Origin of the sequence: Thiobacillus sp. 65-1402 (assembly GCF_001897685.1) — a bacterium.
Classification (GTDB): Bacteria; Pseudomonadota; Gammaproteobacteria; order Burkholderiales; family Thiobacillaceae; genus Thiobacillus.
On record NZ_MKUG01000011.1, the window covers coordinates 1 to 15,484 of the forward strand.

Consider the following 15,484-nt stretch of genomic DNA (forward strand, 5'->3'; position numbering starts at 1 on the left):
GCCGGCATCGAGTTGCGCGTGCATCCGACGCTGATCCCCGAGCGCCGCCTCATCGCCAACGTCGACGGCGCGATGAACGCCGTGCTGGTGAAGGGCGACGCCGTCGGCCCGACGCTGTATTACGGCGCCGGCGCCGGCGCCGAGCCGACCGCCTCTTCCGTGGTCGCCGATCTGATCGACGTCACCCGCCTGCATACCGCCGACCCGCACCACCGCGTGCCGCATCTGGCGTTCCAGCCCGACCAGCTGGCGGACACGCCGATCCTGCCGATGGACGAAGTGCGCACCGCCTACTACCTGCGCCTGCGCGCGTTCGACCGCCCCGGCGTGCTGGCCGACATCACCCGCATCCTGGCCGACAGCGACATCTCGATCGACGCCATGGTGCAGAAGGAACCGGCCGAGGGCGAGGAGCAGGTCAACATCATCCTGCTGACCCACATCACGGTGGAAAAAAACATCAATGCCGCGATCGCCAAGATCGAGGCGCTCGACGCCGTGGCGGGGCAGGTGATGCGCATCCGTCTCGAAGAACTGGCGGCCAGGTAATCAGGGTCAAGCAATGAACTACCTCAGCACGCGCGGCCTTGCGCCGCAATTACGTTTCTCCGAAATCCTGCTCGGCGGGCTCGCCAGCGACGGCGGCCTCTATGTGCCGGAGTCCTACCCGCGCTTTAGCGACGCCGAACTTACGGCGATGCGCGGGATGGATTACCGCGAACTGGCCTTCGCCGTACTGTCGCGCCTGATCGACGACATCGCGCACGACGACCTGCGCCGGCTGATCGACAAGACCTACACCGCCGACGTCTATCGCTACGCCAACCCGGGCGAGAACGCCGAGGACATCACCCCGCTGAAGACGCTGGAACCCGGCCTGCACGTGCTGGCGCTGTCGAACGGCCCGACGCTGGCGTTCAAGGACATGGCGATGCAGCTCTTGGGCAACCTGTTCGAGTACGTGCTCGACAAGACCCATGGTGAACTCAACATCCTCGGCGCAACGTCGGGTGACACCGGTTCGGCCGCCGAATACGCGATGCGCGGCAAGCGCGGCATTCGCGTCTTCATGCTGTCGCCTGAGCACGGCATGACGCGTTTCCAGCAGGCGCAGATGTATGCCTTGCAGGACGCCAACATCCACAATCTGGTCATTCGCGGCGTGTTCGACCAGTGCCAGGACATCGTCAAGGCCGTATCGAACGATCTCGAATTCAAGACCCGCCACCACATCGGCGCGGTCAACTCGATCAACTGGGCGCGCGTCGCGGCACAGAGCGTGTACTATTTCAAGGCCTACTTCGCGGCCACGCGCAGCAACGACCAGAGCGTGTCGTTCTCGGTGCCCTCGGGCAACTTCGGCAACGTCTGCGCCGGCCACATCGCGCGCCAGATGGGCCTGCCGATCAGGAAGCTGATCGTCGCCACCAACGAAAACGACGTGCTCGACGAGTTCTTCCGCACCGGCGTCTACCGGCCGCGCCCGGAAACCAGGCACACCTCCAGCCCGTCGATGGACATTTCCAAGGCGTCCAACTTCGAGCGCTTCGTGTTCGAGCTCGCCGGGCGCGACGCCGCGAAAATCCGCAGTCTGTGGAGCGCGGTCGAATCGGGCGGCAGCTTCGACCTCAATGCCGACGGCCTCTTCGCCAAGGTGGCCGACTTCGGCATGGTGTCGGGGTCGAGCAGCCACGCCAACCGCATCGACACCATCCGCACCGTGTACGAGGTCTACGGCACCATGATCGACCCGCACACCGCCGACGGACTGAAAGTCGGACTGGAGCACCGCGAACCGGGCGTGCCGCTGATCTGCATGGAAACCGCGCAGCCCGCCAAGTTCGAGGATGCGATCCGCGAAGCGCTCGGCATCGAGCCTTTGCGTCCGGCCGAACTGGCCGGCCTGGAGGCGCAGCCGCAGAAAAAGCACGTGCTCGACGCCGACGTCGATGCGGTCAAGCAATTCATCGCCGACCACGCCGGCTGAGCCCGGCCAGCCAGAAGACCTCGGCAGGCTGGTGGAGAAGGTGCAGGCGTGCACCGTCTGCGCCGCAAGCCTGCCGCATCCCCCGCGTCCCGTGCTGCGCGTTTCTCCCACTGCGCGCCTGCTGATCGTCGGCCAGGCACCGGGGCGGCGCGTGCACGAGAGCGGCATTCCATGGAACGATCCTTCCGGCGATTTGCTGCGGCAGTGGCTGGGCATGACGCGCGAGCAGTTCTACGACACGGCGCGCATCGCCATCGTCCCCACCGGCCTGTGCTACCCCGGCACGGTGAAAGGCGGCGACCTGCCGCCGCGCCCGGAATGCGCGCCGCTGTGGCATCCGCAGTTGATCCAGGCCATGCCGCAGATCCGGCTGACGCTGTTGATCGGCGCCTACGCGCAGGCGTATTACCTGGGCCGCCGCCGCGGCCGCACGCTGGCCGACACGGTGCATGCATGGCGCGATTTCTCCCCGGATTTCTTTCCGCTGCCGCACCCCAGCCCGCGCAACCGACTGTGGCTGAAGCGCAACCTCTGGTTCGAAACCGATGTGTTGCCGGCCCTGCGCGAACGGGTTGGAGCGCTGCTTTCGACGAGCGATAATGGCGGCGCTGCTCTATAACCAAACCTAACAAAGCTGTACTCAGGGAACCCGCATGAAACTCGTCACCTCGCTCACCAGCCCTTACGGCCGCAAAGTCCGTGTGGTGCTGGCGGAAAAGAAAATCCCCTTCCAGCTCCAGGTCGAAAATCCCTGGCTGCCCGACAGCCCGGTGCCCCGCCTCAATCCGCTCGGCAAGGTGCCGGTGCTGGTGCTGGAAGACGGCGTGTCCGTGTTCGATTCGCGCGTCATCGTCGAGTACCTCGACCATGTCAGCCCGGTTGCGCACCTGATCCCCGGTGAGCCGAAGAGCCGCATGATGGTGCGCGGCGTCGAGGCGCTGGCCGATGGCGTCACCGACGCCGCGGTGGCGGTGTATCTGGAGAAAAAGCGCGCGCCCGGCCAGCAGAGCGGCGACTGGCTGGTGCTGCAGGAAAAGACCCTGTTCCGCGGCCTCGAAGCCCTGTCCGAAGCGCTCGGCGAAAAGCCCTGGTACCTCGGCAACAGCATGACGCTGGCCGACGTCGCCTGCGGCTGCACGCTCGGCTATCTGGGCCTGCGCTTTCCCGAAATCGACTGGCGCGGCGCGCACCCCAACCTGGCGAAGCTCTATGACAAGCTGATGACGCGCGCCTCGTTCAAGGAAACCGTACCGGTCGTGTGAACGGGATTCCCCTCTCCCGCATGCGGGAGAGGGGGCGGGAGAGGGAAGTTCTGAGTCGCTCAACGATGGAGCCATATCATGTCGCATGAAACCGCAACCCTCGCCGGCGGCTGCTTCTGGTGTCTCGAGACCGTCTTCAATCGCCTGCGCGGCGTCGAATCCGCCGTCTCCGGCTACATGGGCGGCCACACGTCCAAGCCCACCTACGAAGCCATCTGCAACGGCGACACCGGCCACGCCGAAGTCGTGCAGATCACCTTCGATCCCGACGTGATTGCGTACCGTGACCTCCTCGACGTCTTCTTCACGATTCACGACCCCACCCAGCTCAACCGCCAGGGCAACGACGTCGGCACCCAGTACCGCTCGGCGATCTTCTGGCACACGCCGGAGCAGAAGGCCGAGGCGGAAGCGGCGATCGCAGGGCTGAATGCATCAACGCAGTTCGGCGCGCCCATCGTCACCGAAGTCACCGAGGCGACGACTTTCCATCCTGCCGAGGACTACCACCAGCGCTACTTTGAACAGAACCCGCATCAGCCGTATTGCCAGTTCGTCGTGGCGCCGAAGGTGGCGAAGGCGGAGGGGAAATTCGGCGACCGCCTGAAGTGATTTGCGAATTATTCATCGCGCGGCCTGAGGGCGTTGTTGGCAAGCCCCCGGGCATTGGGTTCGATTTCGACACGGCACCTTGCAGGCCGGGCACGATGGGCCAGGGTGAAAAGGCCATTTCCAGCCATTCTTTCAGTCAACCGCCAGGAGATTTTGTGATGGACAGACGCCGTTTCTGCATACTGCTTCTGGCCGGTCTGGCCTTCATGGCATCGCCATCGCTTGTGCATGCGGCGGTGTCCCCGGCGGCGGCAAGCCTCGGTACCGCAGCCGCCGTGAATCTGGCCGGGCGTCAGCGCATGCTGTCGCAGCGCATCGTGAAGGCGTATCTCATGGCGGGGCAGGGGATCGCGGCCGATGACGCGCGGGCCATCCTGCAAGAATCGATCGAACAGTTTGAATCGCAGCTGGCGGCGCTGAAAGCGTTTCAACCGACGCCCGGGGTGCGGAGTGCGCTTGTCAGCCTGGAAGGTGCATGGAACAAATGCCGGCCCATCCTGGCTTCATCGCCGAGCAAGGCGGGTGCCGTAGCGCTTTATGATGTCAACGAGGAGCTGCAGAAGACAGCGCATAGTGTGACGCTGGCCTATGAGGGCGTCACCCTCGCGCCACTCGATCATCTGATCGGTATCGCGGGACGCCAGCGCATGCTGTCGCAGCGCATGGCCAAATTCTATTTCTATCGTACGTGGGAACTCTACGACGCTGCGGCTGATATGGAACTGCATCTGAGCCGTGCGCATTTCACCGCCGTACTCAAGCAAATTGAAAATTCGCTCCTCGCATCGCCACAGGTCAAGGCAAGCGTGGGGCGCGTGTGGAATGCATGGGGGCCGTACCAGGAAGCGCTGTTCGCGAACCGAGAACCCGGGAAGATGCGCCGGGATGCGCCGCGGGTGGCCGAACTGAGCGAGCAAGTACTCGCGGCCACGGAGGATCTCGTGGCGCAGCTCGTAGAACAGGCACCGAGCGCGCAGCACTAGATTCGCTCACGCCGAAGCCGTGCAGACCTGCTTCGGCCCGGGCGTGATCCCGCACCGCGACCTGCTCGACGTCTTCGTCGCCCTCCACGACCCCGCCCAGCTCAAGCGCCAGGGCAACGACGTCGGCACGCAATACCGCTCGGCGATCTTCTGGCACCCGCCCGAGCAGAAGGCCGAAGCCGAAGCGGTGATCGCCGAGTTGACGCGTCAAAGCAGTTCGGCGCGCCCATCGTCACCGAAGTCACCGAGGCGACGACCTTCCACCCCGCCGAGACTACCGCCAGCGCTACTACGGGCAGAACCCGCATCAGCCGTATTGCCAGTTCGCGGTTGCGCCGAAGGTGGCGAAGGCCGAGGCGAAGTTCGCGGGGCGGTTCAAGCAAGCCGATCCGGCGCGGGCTTGTGAGACATCAGCCCTGGGCCGGGGAACGCTATTTGCCGTTCGTCCCGATCCTGTCGAAAGACTTGTTCAGTGCCTGCCTGGTGCCGAGGCCGCCACCCCGGAAAACTCAATCGGCTTCATTCAATCCGCCCCGTTCAATCGCGCCGCGCCCCATTCCTTGAACTGGCGCTCCATGTCCTTTTCTTCGGCCTCGATCGAGTCTGGCCCGGGGTCTGGGCACTCGGCGGCGGCGCCGTCCGCTGGCGCCGCATCTTCGCGATCTGCATGCGCAGTGCGCTGGGGTGAAGCACCGCTCCATGCGAACCGGTTGCGGAACGACGGCGGATCCGGCAGGCAGTCGTACTTGTAGATCGGCGGCCAGCCGGTTTCGAAGGGCAGGAAGGCGATGGTCTTCTCGAACACCAGCGGCTTGCCCGTCGGCGTGGGCGGCAGCGGCGGCATCGCGCGGATCGCCTGCAGGGCCAGCTTCTCGACCACGTTCGAGGTCGACCACAGCACGTCCGCCTTCGCGAGCGTACCGTCGGGCGCGATCTTGACGCGGAAACGCACCAGGCCCTGGCGTTCGCCAGCCACCGCCGTCCCCATCATGCTGCGCACCTGCTGGCCCCAGTTGTAGCGGTAGCGCTTGCTGTTTTTGAGCGTGTAGGTGGCGGCGAGCTGCCATTCCTCAGCCGTCGGCGCGGGCGGCGCGGCCATCGTGGCCGGCGTCTTTCCCGGCGCTGGCGGGGCGGAATCCGGGAGGGGCGTGCGTTCCGGTTCCGCAGCGACGGGGGGCGTCGGGATGGCGGGGCGTGGTCGCGCGGCATGCGCCTGAGGCTCCGCGGGCGGGGGCGCGACGCGGGGGGGCGGTTCCTGCACTGGTGCGATCACCAGCTGCAGGGGCTCCGGGGCTGCTAGCGGACGCGGCGTCTGGATTTTCCCGAGCGCCAGCAGGCTTGCGTGAACGCCCAGCGACAGCGCGAGAGCCAAGAGCAAGCGGAACCTGACGATGGGCATGGGAGTGAGGGGGAATTCCATCCCGGCGTGCCAAGGATGAAAAAGAAGAGAGTGGGGAGCCTGAATTGTCCCTCAAGGGCTTGGAGGCGCTAATGGATTCTTCTTACTGCCCTTCGGCGGGGTTCTTATCGCATTACCTTGCGCCACTATGGAAATGTGGAAGGCAAATGTTGCTTTGCGGACTGACTCTATCCTTGGTGGTCCGCCTATCGACCTGGGCTGTCGTTGGCGCCGGTCGCCAAGTCGGTCTGCTCAGGACCCTGTGTAGACAAACAAACCGGTCGCTATTTACGACCGGTTTGTGGCCAATAGCCGCCGTTTGTTGACCGCGGCTTGAACGGCAGCAATGGCCGAGAAGCTGCCGTTTGACGCAAGTGGTTGGACTGCTACTGACGGGTTAACTGCCTGCCTTCACCCACGAATCCTTCAACGTCACCGTCCGGTTGAACACCGGCGCACCCGCTTTCGTGTCGACGCGATCCGCGACAAAGTAGCCGTGCCGCTCGAACTGGAACGAAGCTTCGGGTGCGGCGTCGCGGAGGCTGGGTTCCAGTTGTGCGCGGATCACCTTCACCGAATCGGCGTTGAGATCGTCGAGGAAGTTGCCGGTTTCGGCACCAGGTTGCGCGGTCTTGAACAGGCGGTCGTAGAGGCGCACTTCACATTCATAGGCGTGGGCGGCGCTGACCCAGTGGATGTTGCCCTTGACCTTGACCGAGTCGGCGCCGGGGGTGCCGGACTTGGTGTCGGGCAGGTAGTCGCAGTGCACGGCGGTGATGCGGCCGTCGGCGTCGCGGTCAAAGCCGGTGCATTTGACGACGTAGCCGTAGCGCAGGCGCACCGAATTGCCGGGGAACAAGCGGAAGTAGCCCTTGGGCGGCGTTTCCTCGAAGTCCTCGCGCTCGATCCACAGTTCGCGTGAGAACGGAATCGCGCGCTTGCCCAGTTCCGGCTGTTGCGGGTGATTGGGTGCGAAGCAGTCCTCAGACTGGCCTTCGGGGTAGTTGTCGATGATCAGTTTCACCGGGTCGAGCACGGCAATGCGGCGCAGCGCGGAATCATTCAGCACGTCGCGCTGGCAGGCCTCGAACACGCTGTAGTCGATCCAGCCGTCGGACTTCGACACGCCGATCTGGTCGGTGAAGCGGCGGAAGCCTTCGGCGGTGTAGCCGCGGCGGCGTGCACCGACGAGGGTGGGCAGGCGCGGGTCGTCCCAGCCGGAAACGTGCTTGTCGTCGACCAGCTGGATCAGCTTGCGCTTGGAGAGCACGACGTAGGTGAGGTTCAGCCGCGCGAACTCGATCTGCTGCGGCAGCGGGCGGGTGAAGAAACCGCCGTCGGCGAGCTTGTCCAGGAGCCAGTCGTAGAACGGACGCTGGTCCTCGAATTCGAGGGTGCAGATCGAGTGGGTGATGCGTTCGATCGCGTCCTCGATCGGGTGGGCGTAGGTGTACATCGGGTAGATGCACCAGGTGTCGCCGGTGTTGTGGTGGGTGGCGCGCTTGATGCGGTAGATCGCCGGGTCGCGCAGGTTGATGTTGGGCGAGGCCATGTCGATCTTCGCCCGCAGCACGTGCGCGCCGTCGGCGAATTCGCCGGCGCGCATCTTGCGGAAGAGGTCAAGGTTCTCCTCGGCCGAACGGTTCCGATAGGGGCTGTCCTTGCCTTTTTCAGTGAGCGTGCCGCGGTAGGCGCGCATTTCGTCGGCGCTGAGCGAATCGACGTAGGCGTGGCCGGCCGTGATCAGGTGCTCGGCGCAGGCGTACATGGTGTCGAAGTAGTTCGACGCGTAGTACAGGTGCGTGCCCCAGTCGAAGCCCAGCCATTTTACCGACTCGACGATGGAGTCGACGTATTCCTGTTCTTCCTTTTCCGGATTGGTGTCGTCGAAGCGCAGGTGGCAGACGCCGCCGTAGTCGCGCGCAAGCCCGAAGTTCAGAAAAATCGACTTGGCGTGGCCGAGGTGCAGGTAGCCGTTCGGCTCGGGCGGGAAGCGCGTCTCGACGCGGCCGCCCCATTTTCCGGCGGCATTGTGCTCGTCGATGAGGTTGCGGATGAAGTTGGTCGCGGGTGCGGACGAGGGGGTGGGGTTCATGTGAAGCGCTTTGCAGCCGGGATGACGGGTCCGGAATCATAGCCATTTAGCGGCGGGCAAGGCAATTGCCGGGCCGGAACGGGGTGGATCATGGGTGCCTTGCGTTTGATGTCCTCGTTTTTCCATATCGTGAAAATTATGTGCGCCATGTGAAATTTCTCGAGATTCGCGGGTAATCTGCTGTCGTTCATCGGCATTTGACAACAGAGGGAAATGAATCATGAATCTGATCAGGGGTTCGAAAACCAGGGTGCTGGCTGCGTGTATCGGGTTGGTTTCGGGGTTGGCCATATCCGGCACCGGGGCAGCCGAGGGGCTACACGCAGAGGCCAAGGGTGGTGAGATATGCGAAGGTTTCGGTCCGCAAACACCGCGTGACATTGATGTTCGCAAGGGCGAGAACAAGCGTGTTTTCACGATGGCACCGGACTACAAGCAGATGAATCTCTGCAATATCCATTTGCACAAGAATGCCGAACACAAGGGCAGGGCATTTTCCCTTTATGCGGGTGAAGGGGACGGCCATGGCTATGAAAGTGGCTATCAGTGCAATATCAGCAAGCGCTTGACCGCGTCCGAGCTTGCGCCGACCGCAAAACCGATCTGCAAGGGTGAGCATGGCGAGCTCAAGCCGGGCGACACCATCGAAGTGCATTGGGTGCATTCGTCTTGCGATGTCAAACCCGGCAACGGCTTGGGTTCGTGTCTGTCCGCGTCCTGCGCTAACCCGGCGCTCCGCGTCGAAACCCAGGTGTTCACGTTGGTGAATGATCCGAAGGCCCTGGACTTCATGAGCCTCGACTACAAGGGCCGCACGGTCAAGGGCTACCATCAGGCGAACGCGATTCCGTCGAATACCGGCAAGCCGGTCACGTTCCTCGGATCCACCACCGGTCCCAAGTACAGTGATCAGACCTGCTCGCCGCTGCAGGTGACCTGGAGCGTGCGCCCGAACTGTGCCAAGGTGGACATCAGCAGTGTCGGCAAGTGGTGCGAGCAGAATGCGTTCGGCGAGGACCATGCCCATGGCGTGCGCAAACTGGTGACCAATCCCAGGCTGCTGTCCACGATCAAGTAATCGCTGATCCTGCTTTGCATCGAGATATGCAGACAGGCACCTTCAATCGACCGGCCATCCCGATTCCTCGGCATGGCCGGTTGTTTTTTGACCCGGCGCGGAGTCGCTTCAGGAAATGATGCCGCCCCCCAGGCAGACCTCGCCGTCGTACAGCACGACCGACTGGCCCGGCGTGACCGCCCACTGCGGCGTGTCGAAGACGAGTTCGAGCGCGTCGGCGTCGAGCTTCGTGACGCGGCAGGCGGCGTCAGTCTGGCGGTAGCGGGTCTTTGCCGTGTAGGGTCTGTCCGGGTCGGGCGCGACACCGGCGATCCAGTTGAGCTGGCCGGCGGCCAGCGTCGAGCGCAGCAGCAGGGGATGGTCGTGGCCCTGCACCACGATCAGCGTGTTGCTGGCCATGTCCTTGGCGGCGACGAACCACGGTTCGGCGCTGCCGTCCTTTTGTCCGCCGATGCCGAGCCCCTGGCGCTGCCCCAGTGTGTAATACATCAGGCCCTGATGACGGCCGACCACGCGGCCGTCGGGAGTTTGCATCTCGCCGGGATCACGCGGCAGGTAGCGTTCGAGGAATTCGCGGAAGTTGCGTTCACCGATGAAGCAGATGCCGGTCGAGTCCTTCTTCTGCGCATTGGGCAGGCCGATTCGGGCGGCGATCCTGCGCACCTCGGGCTTCGGCAGCTGCGCCAGCGGGAACAGGGCGAGGGCGAGCTGGGCCTGGCTCAGGCGGTAGAGGAAGTAGCTCTGGTCCTTGTTGGCGTCCTGCGCGCGCAGCAGGGTGGCGCGGTCCGCATCGTCCGCGCCCTTTCCGACATAGTGCCCGGTGGCGATGAATTCGGCGCCGCGCGCGATGGCGTCGTCGAGGAAGGCCTTGAACTTGATCTCGGCGTTGCACAGCACGTCCGGGTTGGGGGTGCGCCCGGCCTGGTACTCGGCGAGGAAATAGCTGAACACGCGCTCCTTGTATTCGGCGGCGAAGTTGACCGCCTCGACCTCGATACCGAGCACGTCGGCGACCGCCAGCACGTCGAGGAAATCCTGGCGCGCGGTGCACTGTTCGGTATTGTCGTCGTCGTCCCAGTTCTTCATGAAAACGCCGAGCACGTCGTAGCCCTGCTGCTTCAGCAGATAGGCGGCGACGGCGGAATCGACCCCGCCCGACAGGCCGACGACGACCTTCGTCTTCATGCGTGGCTCACGAAATCGAGCGGAAAGCGCCGCCCTGCGAGGTAATCCTCGATGCAGCGCACCACCAGCGAACTGCGGTGCGGCGTGGGGTGGGAAGAGAGTTCTTCCGGCGTCAGCCATACAGCGCGCACGATGCCGTGGTCGAGCGCGCGCCCGGCGTCGAAGCCGGTGACGCTGCAGACGTAGGCGAAGCGCAGGTAGGTGATGTCGCGCCGCGGGTAGTGGGTGCTGTAGCAGCCCAGCAATGCAAGCGGTTCGACGTGATGCGCGGTTTCCTCCAGCGCTTCGCGGCGCACTGCGTCGAGCAGGGTTTCGTTGCGCTCCCAGTGGCCGGCGGGCTGGTTGAGGCGCAGGCCTTCGGCGGTGTGCTCCTCCACCAGCAGAAATTTGCCGTCGCGCTCGACGACGGCGGCGGCGACGACATGGGGCAACCAGGTTTCAGACATGCTGTTCCTTCCATTCTCCGGGCTGCAGGGCGCCCAGGGTCCATTCGCCGACGGCGGCGCGGACCAGGCGCAGCGTCGGAAAGCCGATCTTCGCGGTCATCCGCCGCACCTGGCGGTTCTTGCCTTCGCTGATCGTCAGTTCAATCCAGCGGGTCGGGATGCTGGCGCGAAAGCGGATCGGCGGGTTGCGCGGCCACAGGCCGGCAGGCTCGTCGATGAGCCGCACCTGCGCCGGACGGGTGATGAAGTCGCCGAGGTCGACGCCGTGGCGCAGCGGCTCCAGCGCGGCATCGTCGGGAGCCCCCTCGACCTGCGCCCAGTAGGTTTTGGGCAGCTTGTGCCGGGGATCGGCGATGCGGCTCTGGGTCGCGCCGTCATCGGTTAAAATCAGCAGGCCTTCGCTGTCAGCGTCCAGCCGGCCGGCCGCATACACGCCGGGCACGGCAAGATGGTCGCGCAGACCCTGCCAGCGCCCCTCGGGGGTGAACTGGCTCAGCACGCCGTAGGGTTTGTTGAACAGGATCAATCGCGCCACGCTGCAAGACGAACTTCGTAAAAGACGCCCATTTTAACGTTACCCGAGCATCCACCTTTTAATTTATCCAGCCATGACTTATCAGCACATCCAGATTCCCGCCGCGGGCCAGAAAATCACCGTCAACGCCGACAACACGCTGAACGTGCCCGACACCCCCATCATCCCCTTCATCGAAGGCGACGGCACCGGCGTCGACATCACCCCGGCGATGTGCCGCGTGGTCGATGCGGCGGTGGCCAAGGCCTATGGCGGCAACAGGCAGATCGCCTGGATGGAGGTGTTTGCCGGCGAGAAGGCGGTGAAGGTCTACGGCGGCGACCAGTGGCTGCCGGACGAGACCGTCGCGGCGGTGAAGGACTACGTGATCTCGATCAAGGGCCCGCTCACCACCCCGACCTCGGGCGGCATCCGCTCGCTCAACGTGGCGCTGCGGCAGATGCTCGACCTTTACGTGTGCCTGCGTCCGGTGCGCTACTTCACCGGCGTGCCCAGCCCGGTGAAGGCGCCGGAAAAGGTCGACATGGTGATCTTCCGCGAGAACACCGAGGACATCTACGCCGGCGTCGAGTGGGAGGCCAATTCCGAAGCGGTGCAGAAGGTCATTGCCTTCCTGCAGCAGGAAATGGGCGTCAACAAGATCCGCTTCCCGGCCAGCTCGGCCATCGGCATCAAGCCGGTGTCGATCGAAGGCTCGGAACGGCTGATCCGCAAGGCCATCCAGTACGCGATCGACAACGGCCGCAAGTCGGTGACCCTGGTGCACAAGGGCAACATCATGAAGTTCACCGAGGGCGGCTTCAAGAAATGGGGCTACGAACTCGCCGCGCGCGAGTTCGGCGCCAAGCTGATCGGCGAAGGTCCGTGGATGGAACTACCGAACGGCATCGTCATCAAGGACGTGATCGCCGACGCCTTCCTGCAGCAGATCCTGCTGCGCCCCGAGGAATACGACGTGATCGCCACGCTGAACCTCAACGGCGACTACATCTCCGACGCGCTGGCGGCGGAAGTCGGCGGCATCGGCATCGCGCCGGGGGCGAACCTCTCGGACACGGTGGCGATGTTCGAGGCGACCCACGGCACCGCGCCCAAGTATGCCGGCAAGGACTACGTCAACCCGGGTTCGCTGATCCTCTCGGCCGAGATGATGCTGCGCCACCTCGGCTGGACCGAGGCGGCCGACCTCATCGTCGCGAGCATGGAAAAGGCGATCCAGGCCAAGACTGTGACCTACGATTTCGCGCGGCTGATGGACGGCGCGACCGAGGTGAAGTGCTCGGCCTTTGCCGAGGCGATGGTCGCGAAGATGTAAGGCCTGCCCTGGCAGAGGACAGCCCAACAAAAAACCCCGCCGAAGCGGGGTTTTTTTCAATCCAGCAACTCAACCTTGCGGCTGGATGTTGGAAGCCTGCTTACCTTTGGGACCCTGGCTGACCTCGAAGCTGACCTTCTGGCCTTCCTTCAGGGTTTTGAAGCCATTGGACTGGATGGCGGAGAAATGTGCGAACACATCCTCGCCGCCGTCATCGGGGGTGATGAATCCAAAACCCTTGGCATCGCTGAACCACTTGACAGTACCTGTTGCCATTCAAACTTCCTCCTTGGCGTAACACTAAAGACATAACCGCGATAAGCACAATTGCGCTGGCGGATGACTGGACGGCGTGATTTTTTTAGCCGTCGGTCTGAGTTCAAGCGCGCTACCCGGTGGTGTCCTGTGGTAATGCCAAACCTGCACGGTTCTTGAAACCAAACTTTTTGCTTTTTACTACCGTGCATGAGTTTTTACAAGTGTAAAGCCGGGAAAAAACAATGGGCTCGACTAGACTGTGGTTTCCATTCAACCAAAGGAGGGAGAACGATGAAAACACACGTCTTGATTGGCTTGATGGCTGGCGTCATGCTGGCCACGGGCGTGTGGGCCGAAACGGCCCCGCAGATGCGGATGAAATCGTGCAATGTCGAGGCCGGCAAACAAAACCTTGCCGGCGAGGCGCGCAAGGCTTTCATGAAATCCTGTTTGTCCGGCGCAACGCAATCCGGCGAAAAGATTACCCCGCAGCAGCGCATGAAGAATTGCAACGCCGAGGCCACCGGCAAGCAAATGAAGGGCGATGCGCGCAAGGCCTTCATGAAGTCCTGTTTGTCCGGCAAGTAAGCCGAACGAAGGTTCGTTGCGCGGGGCCGTCTGTCGTTTGGAGGATGCGGTAGCATGCGTGCCATGCGCGCCACCTGGGACATCTTCTGCAACGTCGTCGACAACTATGGAGACATCGGCATTGCCTGGCGGCTGGCGCGCGGGCTGGCCAGCGAGCACGGTCTGGCAGTGCGGCTGTGGGTCGATGATCTGCATGCGTTTCACCGCATCTGGCCGGCCATCGCGGCGGATGCGGAGCGGCAAGCCAGCGAGGGCGTGACGGTCTGCGCGTGGCGCATGCCGTTTGCCGCCGCCCAGCCGGCGCAGGTGGTGATCGAGGCGTTTGGCTGTGCCTTGCCGGAGTCCTATCTGACCGCGATGAGCCTGCAGTCGCCGCCGCCGGTCTGGATCAATCTCGAATACCTGAGCGCCGAATCCTGGGTGGCGGAACATCATGGCTTGCCGTCGCCGCATCCGCGCTTGCCGTTGACCAAATATTTTTTCTTTCCCGGCTACACGGCTGGCACCGGCGGTTTGCTGGCCGAGGCGGATCTGGCCGGACGGCGTGCCGCGTTTGTGCGCACCGAGACGGACGCGTTCTGGCGCCGGCTTGGGCTGGATGCGCCGCAGCCCGAGGAATTGCGGGTGTCGCTGTTCGCTTACGAAAACCCTGCGCTTCCTGACCTGCTCGACACCTGGGCGGCCGACACGCGTCCGGTCACCTGCCTCGTGCCTGAAGGCCGGGTCATCCCGCAACTGGCGGCGTGGCTGTCGGTTTCCGCACTGCGGGCGGGAGACGAACACAGGCGCGGTGCCTTGCGGCTGCGCATTTTGCCGTTTCTGGATCAGGACACGTACGACTGCCTGTTATGGGCGTGTGGCCTTAATTTTGTGCGGGGCGAAGATTCCTGCGTGCGGGCCCAGTGGGCTGCGCATCCATTGGTTTGGCAGGCCTATCCGCAGGCCGGGGCGGCGCACTGGGTCAAGCTGGATGCGCTGCTGGCGCGTTACACGGCGGGGCTGGACGCTGCGGCGGCGCGGGCGGTGGCGGATATGTGGCAGCATTGGAACGGCCAGCCCGGTACGCCGGGTATGGCGCAATGCTGGGCAGCGTGGCGGGCGCAGCAGGGCCCGATCGAGCACCATGCACACGGCTGGCCCGGGCGGCTCGCCGCAGCCGGACGCTTGACCGACACCCTGGTTGACTTTGTGGAAAATAAGTTAAGATAGCGAGTTTTCTAAAATTTAACAGCTACCGCAGCAGACACATCCATGAAAATCGCACAGGAACTCCGCGCCGGCAACGTCGTGATGATCGGCAAAGACCCGATGGTGGTGCAAAAGGCCGAATTCTCGAAATCGGGCCGCAACGCCTCCGTCGTCAAAATGAAACTGAAGAACCTCCTCAACGGTTCCGGCATGGAAAGCGTCTACCGCGCCGACGACAAGTTCGAAACCGTCAACCTCGACCGCAAGGAATGCACCTATTCCTACTTCGCCGACCCGCTGTATGTGTTCATGGACGGCGAGTACAACCAGTACGAAGTCGAAGGCGAGAACCTCGGCGATGCGCTGAACTATCTCGACGACGGCATGCCGGTCGAAGTGGTGTTCTACGATGGCAAAGCGATCTCGGTCGAGATGCCCACCACCGTCATCCGCGAGGTCGAATACACCGAGCCCGCCGTGCGCGGCGACACCTCGGGCAAGGTGATGAAGCCGGCACGCATCAAGCCCACCGGGTTCGAACTGCCGGTGGCCG

General features: G+C 63.8%; 18 protein-coding genes. 12 read left to right on the forward strand and 6 right to left on the reverse strand.

Features of this window, described 5'->3' with window-relative positions:
* The 7 genes from BGO62_RS00965 to BGO62_RS00995 form a co-directional block, all read left to right on the forward strand.
* The coding region (locus BGO62_RS00965) for an ACT domain-containing protein (RefSeq protein ID WP_296638673.1) at nt 1–549 on the forward strand (549 nt) is incomplete at its 5' end.
* 13 nt (nt 550–562) lie between these two features.
* On the forward strand, nt 563–1,987 hold the full coding sequence (thrC, locus tag BGO62_RS00970; RefSeq protein ID WP_296638676.1) for a threonine synthase: 1,425 nt from the start codon (nt 563–565) through the stop codon (nt 1,985–1,987).
* Nucleotides 1,950–2,606, forward strand: coding sequence for a uracil-DNA glycosylase family protein (locus tag BGO62_RS00975; RefSeq protein ID WP_296638679.1), 657 nt, complete (start codon nt 1,950–1,952; stop codon nt 2,604–2,606). Before thrC ends, BGO62_RS00975 begins: the two co-directional genes overlap by 38 nt.
* A gap of 34 nt (nt 2,607–2,640) precedes the next feature.
* A complete protein-coding gene (locus tag BGO62_RS00980; RefSeq protein WP_296638682.1) occupies nt 2,641–3,249 on the forward strand; it encodes a glutathione S-transferase N-terminal domain-containing protein in 609 nt (202 codons plus the stop codon).
* Nucleotides 3,250–3,327: 78 nt separating this feature from the next.
* Nucleotides 3,328–3,861 (forward strand): peptide-methionine (S)-S-oxide reductase MsrA, encoded by a 534-nt coding sequence (gene msrA, locus BGO62_RS00985; RefSeq protein WP_296638685.1) that lies wholly within the window; start codon nt 3,328–3,330, stop codon nt 3,859–3,861.
* Between the two features lie 158 nt (nt 3,862–4,019).
* Nucleotides 4,020–4,844 carry a type IV pili methyl-accepting chemotaxis transducer N-terminal domain-containing protein gene (locus BGO62_RS00990; RefSeq protein ID WP_296638689.1) on the forward strand — a complete coding sequence of 275 codons (825 nt, stop codon included), beginning with the start codon at nt 4,020–4,022 and terminating at the stop codon, nt 4,842–4,844.
* 19 nt (nt 4,845–4,863) lie between these two features.
* Entirely contained in the window at nt 4,864–5,250 is a 387-nt protein-coding gene (locus BGO62_RS00995) for a peptide-methionine (S)-S-oxide reductase (protein ID WP_296638691.1), read from the forward strand.
* A gap of 117 nt (nt 5,251–5,367) precedes the next feature.
* On the opposite strand, the gene BGO62_RS01000 is transcribed toward BGO62_RS00995, so the two are convergent.
* Nucleotides 5,368–5,943, reverse strand: a complete 576-nt coding sequence (locus BGO62_RS01000; protein ID WP_296638693.1) for an energy transducer TonB — start codon at nt 5,941–5,943, stop codon at nt 5,368–5,370.
* A gap of 697 nt (nt 5,944–6,640) precedes the next feature.
* Nucleotides 6,641–8,338, reverse strand: coding sequence for a glutamine--tRNA ligase/YqeY domain fusion protein (locus BGO62_RS01005; protein WP_296638696.1), 1,698 nt, complete (start codon nt 8,336–8,338; stop codon nt 6,641–6,643).
* Nucleotides 8,339–8,558: 220 nt separating this feature from the next.
* Between BGO62_RS01005 and BGO62_RS01010 the strand changes: the two genes are divergently transcribed.
* Nucleotides 8,559–9,416, forward strand: coding sequence for a delta-class carbonic anhydrase (locus tag BGO62_RS01010; protein WP_296638701.1), 858 nt, complete (start codon nt 8,559–8,561; stop codon nt 9,414–9,416).
* Nucleotides 9,417–9,524: 108 nt separating this feature from the next.
* On the opposite strand, the gene mnmA is transcribed toward BGO62_RS01010, so the two are convergent.
* The 3 genes from mnmA to BGO62_RS01025 are packed head-to-tail and all read right to left on the reverse strand — an operon-like array spanning nt 9,525 to nt 11,582.
* A complete protein-coding gene (gene mnmA / locus BGO62_RS01015; protein ID WP_296638705.1) occupies nt 9,525–10,601 on the reverse strand; it encodes a tRNA 2-thiouridine(34) synthase MnmA in 1,077 nt (358 codons plus the stop codon).
* Nucleotides 10,598–11,047: an NUDIX hydrolase gene (locus BGO62_RS01020; RefSeq protein ID WP_296638707.1), complete on the reverse strand. Its 450-nt coding sequence runs from the start codon at nt 11,045–11,047 to the stop codon at nt 10,598–10,600. Before BGO62_RS01020 ends, mnmA begins: the two co-directional genes overlap by 4 nt.
* Nucleotides 11,040–11,582 carry a pseudouridine synthase gene (locus BGO62_RS01025; protein ID WP_296638713.1) on the reverse strand — a complete coding sequence of 181 codons (543 nt, stop codon included), beginning with the start codon at nt 11,580–11,582 and terminating at the stop codon, nt 11,040–11,042. The genes BGO62_RS01020 and BGO62_RS01025 overlap by 8 nt, the downstream gene beginning before the upstream one ends.
* 73 nt (nt 11,583–11,655) lie before the next feature.
* Between BGO62_RS01025 and icd the strand changes: the two genes are divergently transcribed.
* Nucleotides 11,656–12,897: an NADP-dependent isocitrate dehydrogenase gene (icd, locus tag BGO62_RS01030; protein WP_296638716.1), complete on the forward strand. Its 1,242-nt coding sequence runs from the start codon at nt 11,656–11,658 to the stop codon at nt 12,895–12,897.
* Between the two features lie 69 nt (nt 12,898–12,966).
* Here icd and BGO62_RS01035 read toward each other — a convergent pair whose 3' ends face one another.
* Nucleotides 12,967–13,173 (reverse strand): cold-shock protein, encoded by a 207-nt coding sequence (locus BGO62_RS01035; RefSeq protein WP_018078929.1) that lies wholly within the window; start codon nt 13,171–13,173, stop codon nt 12,967–12,969.
* 189 nt (nt 13,174–13,362) lie between these two features.
* Between BGO62_RS01035 and BGO62_RS01040 the strand changes: the two genes are divergently transcribed.
* The 3 genes from BGO62_RS01040 to BGO62_RS01050 all read left to right on the forward strand — a co-directional run.
* Nucleotides 13,363–13,743, forward strand: coding sequence for a PsiF family protein (locus BGO62_RS01040; RefSeq protein ID WP_296638724.1), 381 nt, complete (start codon nt 13,363–13,365; stop codon nt 13,741–13,743).
* Between the two features lie 54 nt (nt 13,744–13,797).
* Complete coding sequence (earP, locus tag BGO62_RS01045; protein WP_296638727.1) at nt 13,798–14,952, forward strand: elongation factor P maturation arginine rhamnosyltransferase EarP; 1,155 nt, start codon at nt 13,798–13,800, stop codon at nt 14,950–14,952.
* 42 nt (nt 14,953–14,994) lie between these two features.
* Nucleotides 14,995–15,484 (forward strand): elongation factor P (locus BGO62_RS01050; RefSeq protein WP_296638732.1); only part of this gene is annotated, 490 nt, incomplete at its 3' end.

What these genes read in the sequence shown, in the direction of transcription:
- BGO62_RS01035 (WP_018078929.1), bottom strand. Translation starts at nt 13,173, where the DNA reads ATGGCAACAGGTACTGTCAAGTGGTTCAGCGATGCCAAGGGTTTTGGA.
- BGO62_RS00980 (WP_296638682.1), top strand. Translation starts at nt 2,641, where the DNA reads ATGAAACTCGTCACCTCGCTCACCAGCCCTTACGGCCGCAAAGTCCGT.
- BGO62_RS01005 (WP_296638696.1), bottom strand. Translation starts at nt 8,338, where the DNA reads ATGAACCCCACCCCCTCGTCCGCACCCGCGACCAACTTCATCCGCAAC.
- thrC (WP_296638676.1), top strand. Translation starts at nt 563, where the DNA reads ATGAACTACCTCAGCACGCGCGGCCTTGCGCCGCAATTACGTTTCTCC.
- mnmA (WP_296638705.1), bottom strand. Translation starts at nt 10,601, where the DNA reads ATGAAGACGAAGGTCGTCGTCGGCCTGTCGGGCGGGGTCGATTCCGCC.
- BGO62_RS01010 (WP_296638701.1), top strand. Translation starts at nt 8,559, where the DNA reads ATGAATCTGATCAGGGGTTCGAAAACCAGGGTGCTGGCTGCGTGTATC.
- BGO62_RS01040 (WP_296638724.1), top strand. Translation starts at nt 13,363, where the DNA reads ATGAGTTTTTACAAGTGTAAAGCCGGGAAAAAACAATGGGCTCGACTA.
- BGO62_RS01020 (WP_296638707.1), bottom strand. Translation starts at nt 11,047, where the DNA reads ATGTCTGAAACCTGGTTGCCCCATGTCGTCGCCGCCGCCGTCGTCGAG.
- icd (WP_296638716.1), top strand. Translation starts at nt 11,656, where the DNA reads ATGACTTATCAGCACATCCAGATTCCCGCCGCGGGCCAGAAAATCACC.
- BGO62_RS01000 (WP_296638693.1), bottom strand. Translation starts at nt 5,943, where the DNA reads ATGGCCGCGCCGCCCGCGCCGACGGCTGAGGAATGGCAGCTCGCCGCC.
- BGO62_RS00975 (WP_296638679.1), top strand. Translation starts at nt 1,950, where the DNA reads ATGCGGTCAAGCAATTCATCGCCGACCACGCCGGCTGAGCCCGGCCAG.
- earP (WP_296638727.1), top strand. Translation starts at nt 13,798, where the DNA reads ATGCGTGCCATGCGCGCCACCTGGGACATCTTCTGCAACGTCGTCGAC.
- msrA (WP_296638685.1), top strand. Translation starts at nt 3,328, where the DNA reads ATGTCGCATGAAACCGCAACCCTCGCCGGCGGCTGCTTCTGGTGTCTC.
- BGO62_RS00990 (WP_296638689.1), top strand. Translation starts at nt 4,020, where the DNA reads ATGGACAGACGCCGTTTCTGCATACTGCTTCTGGCCGGTCTGGCCTTC.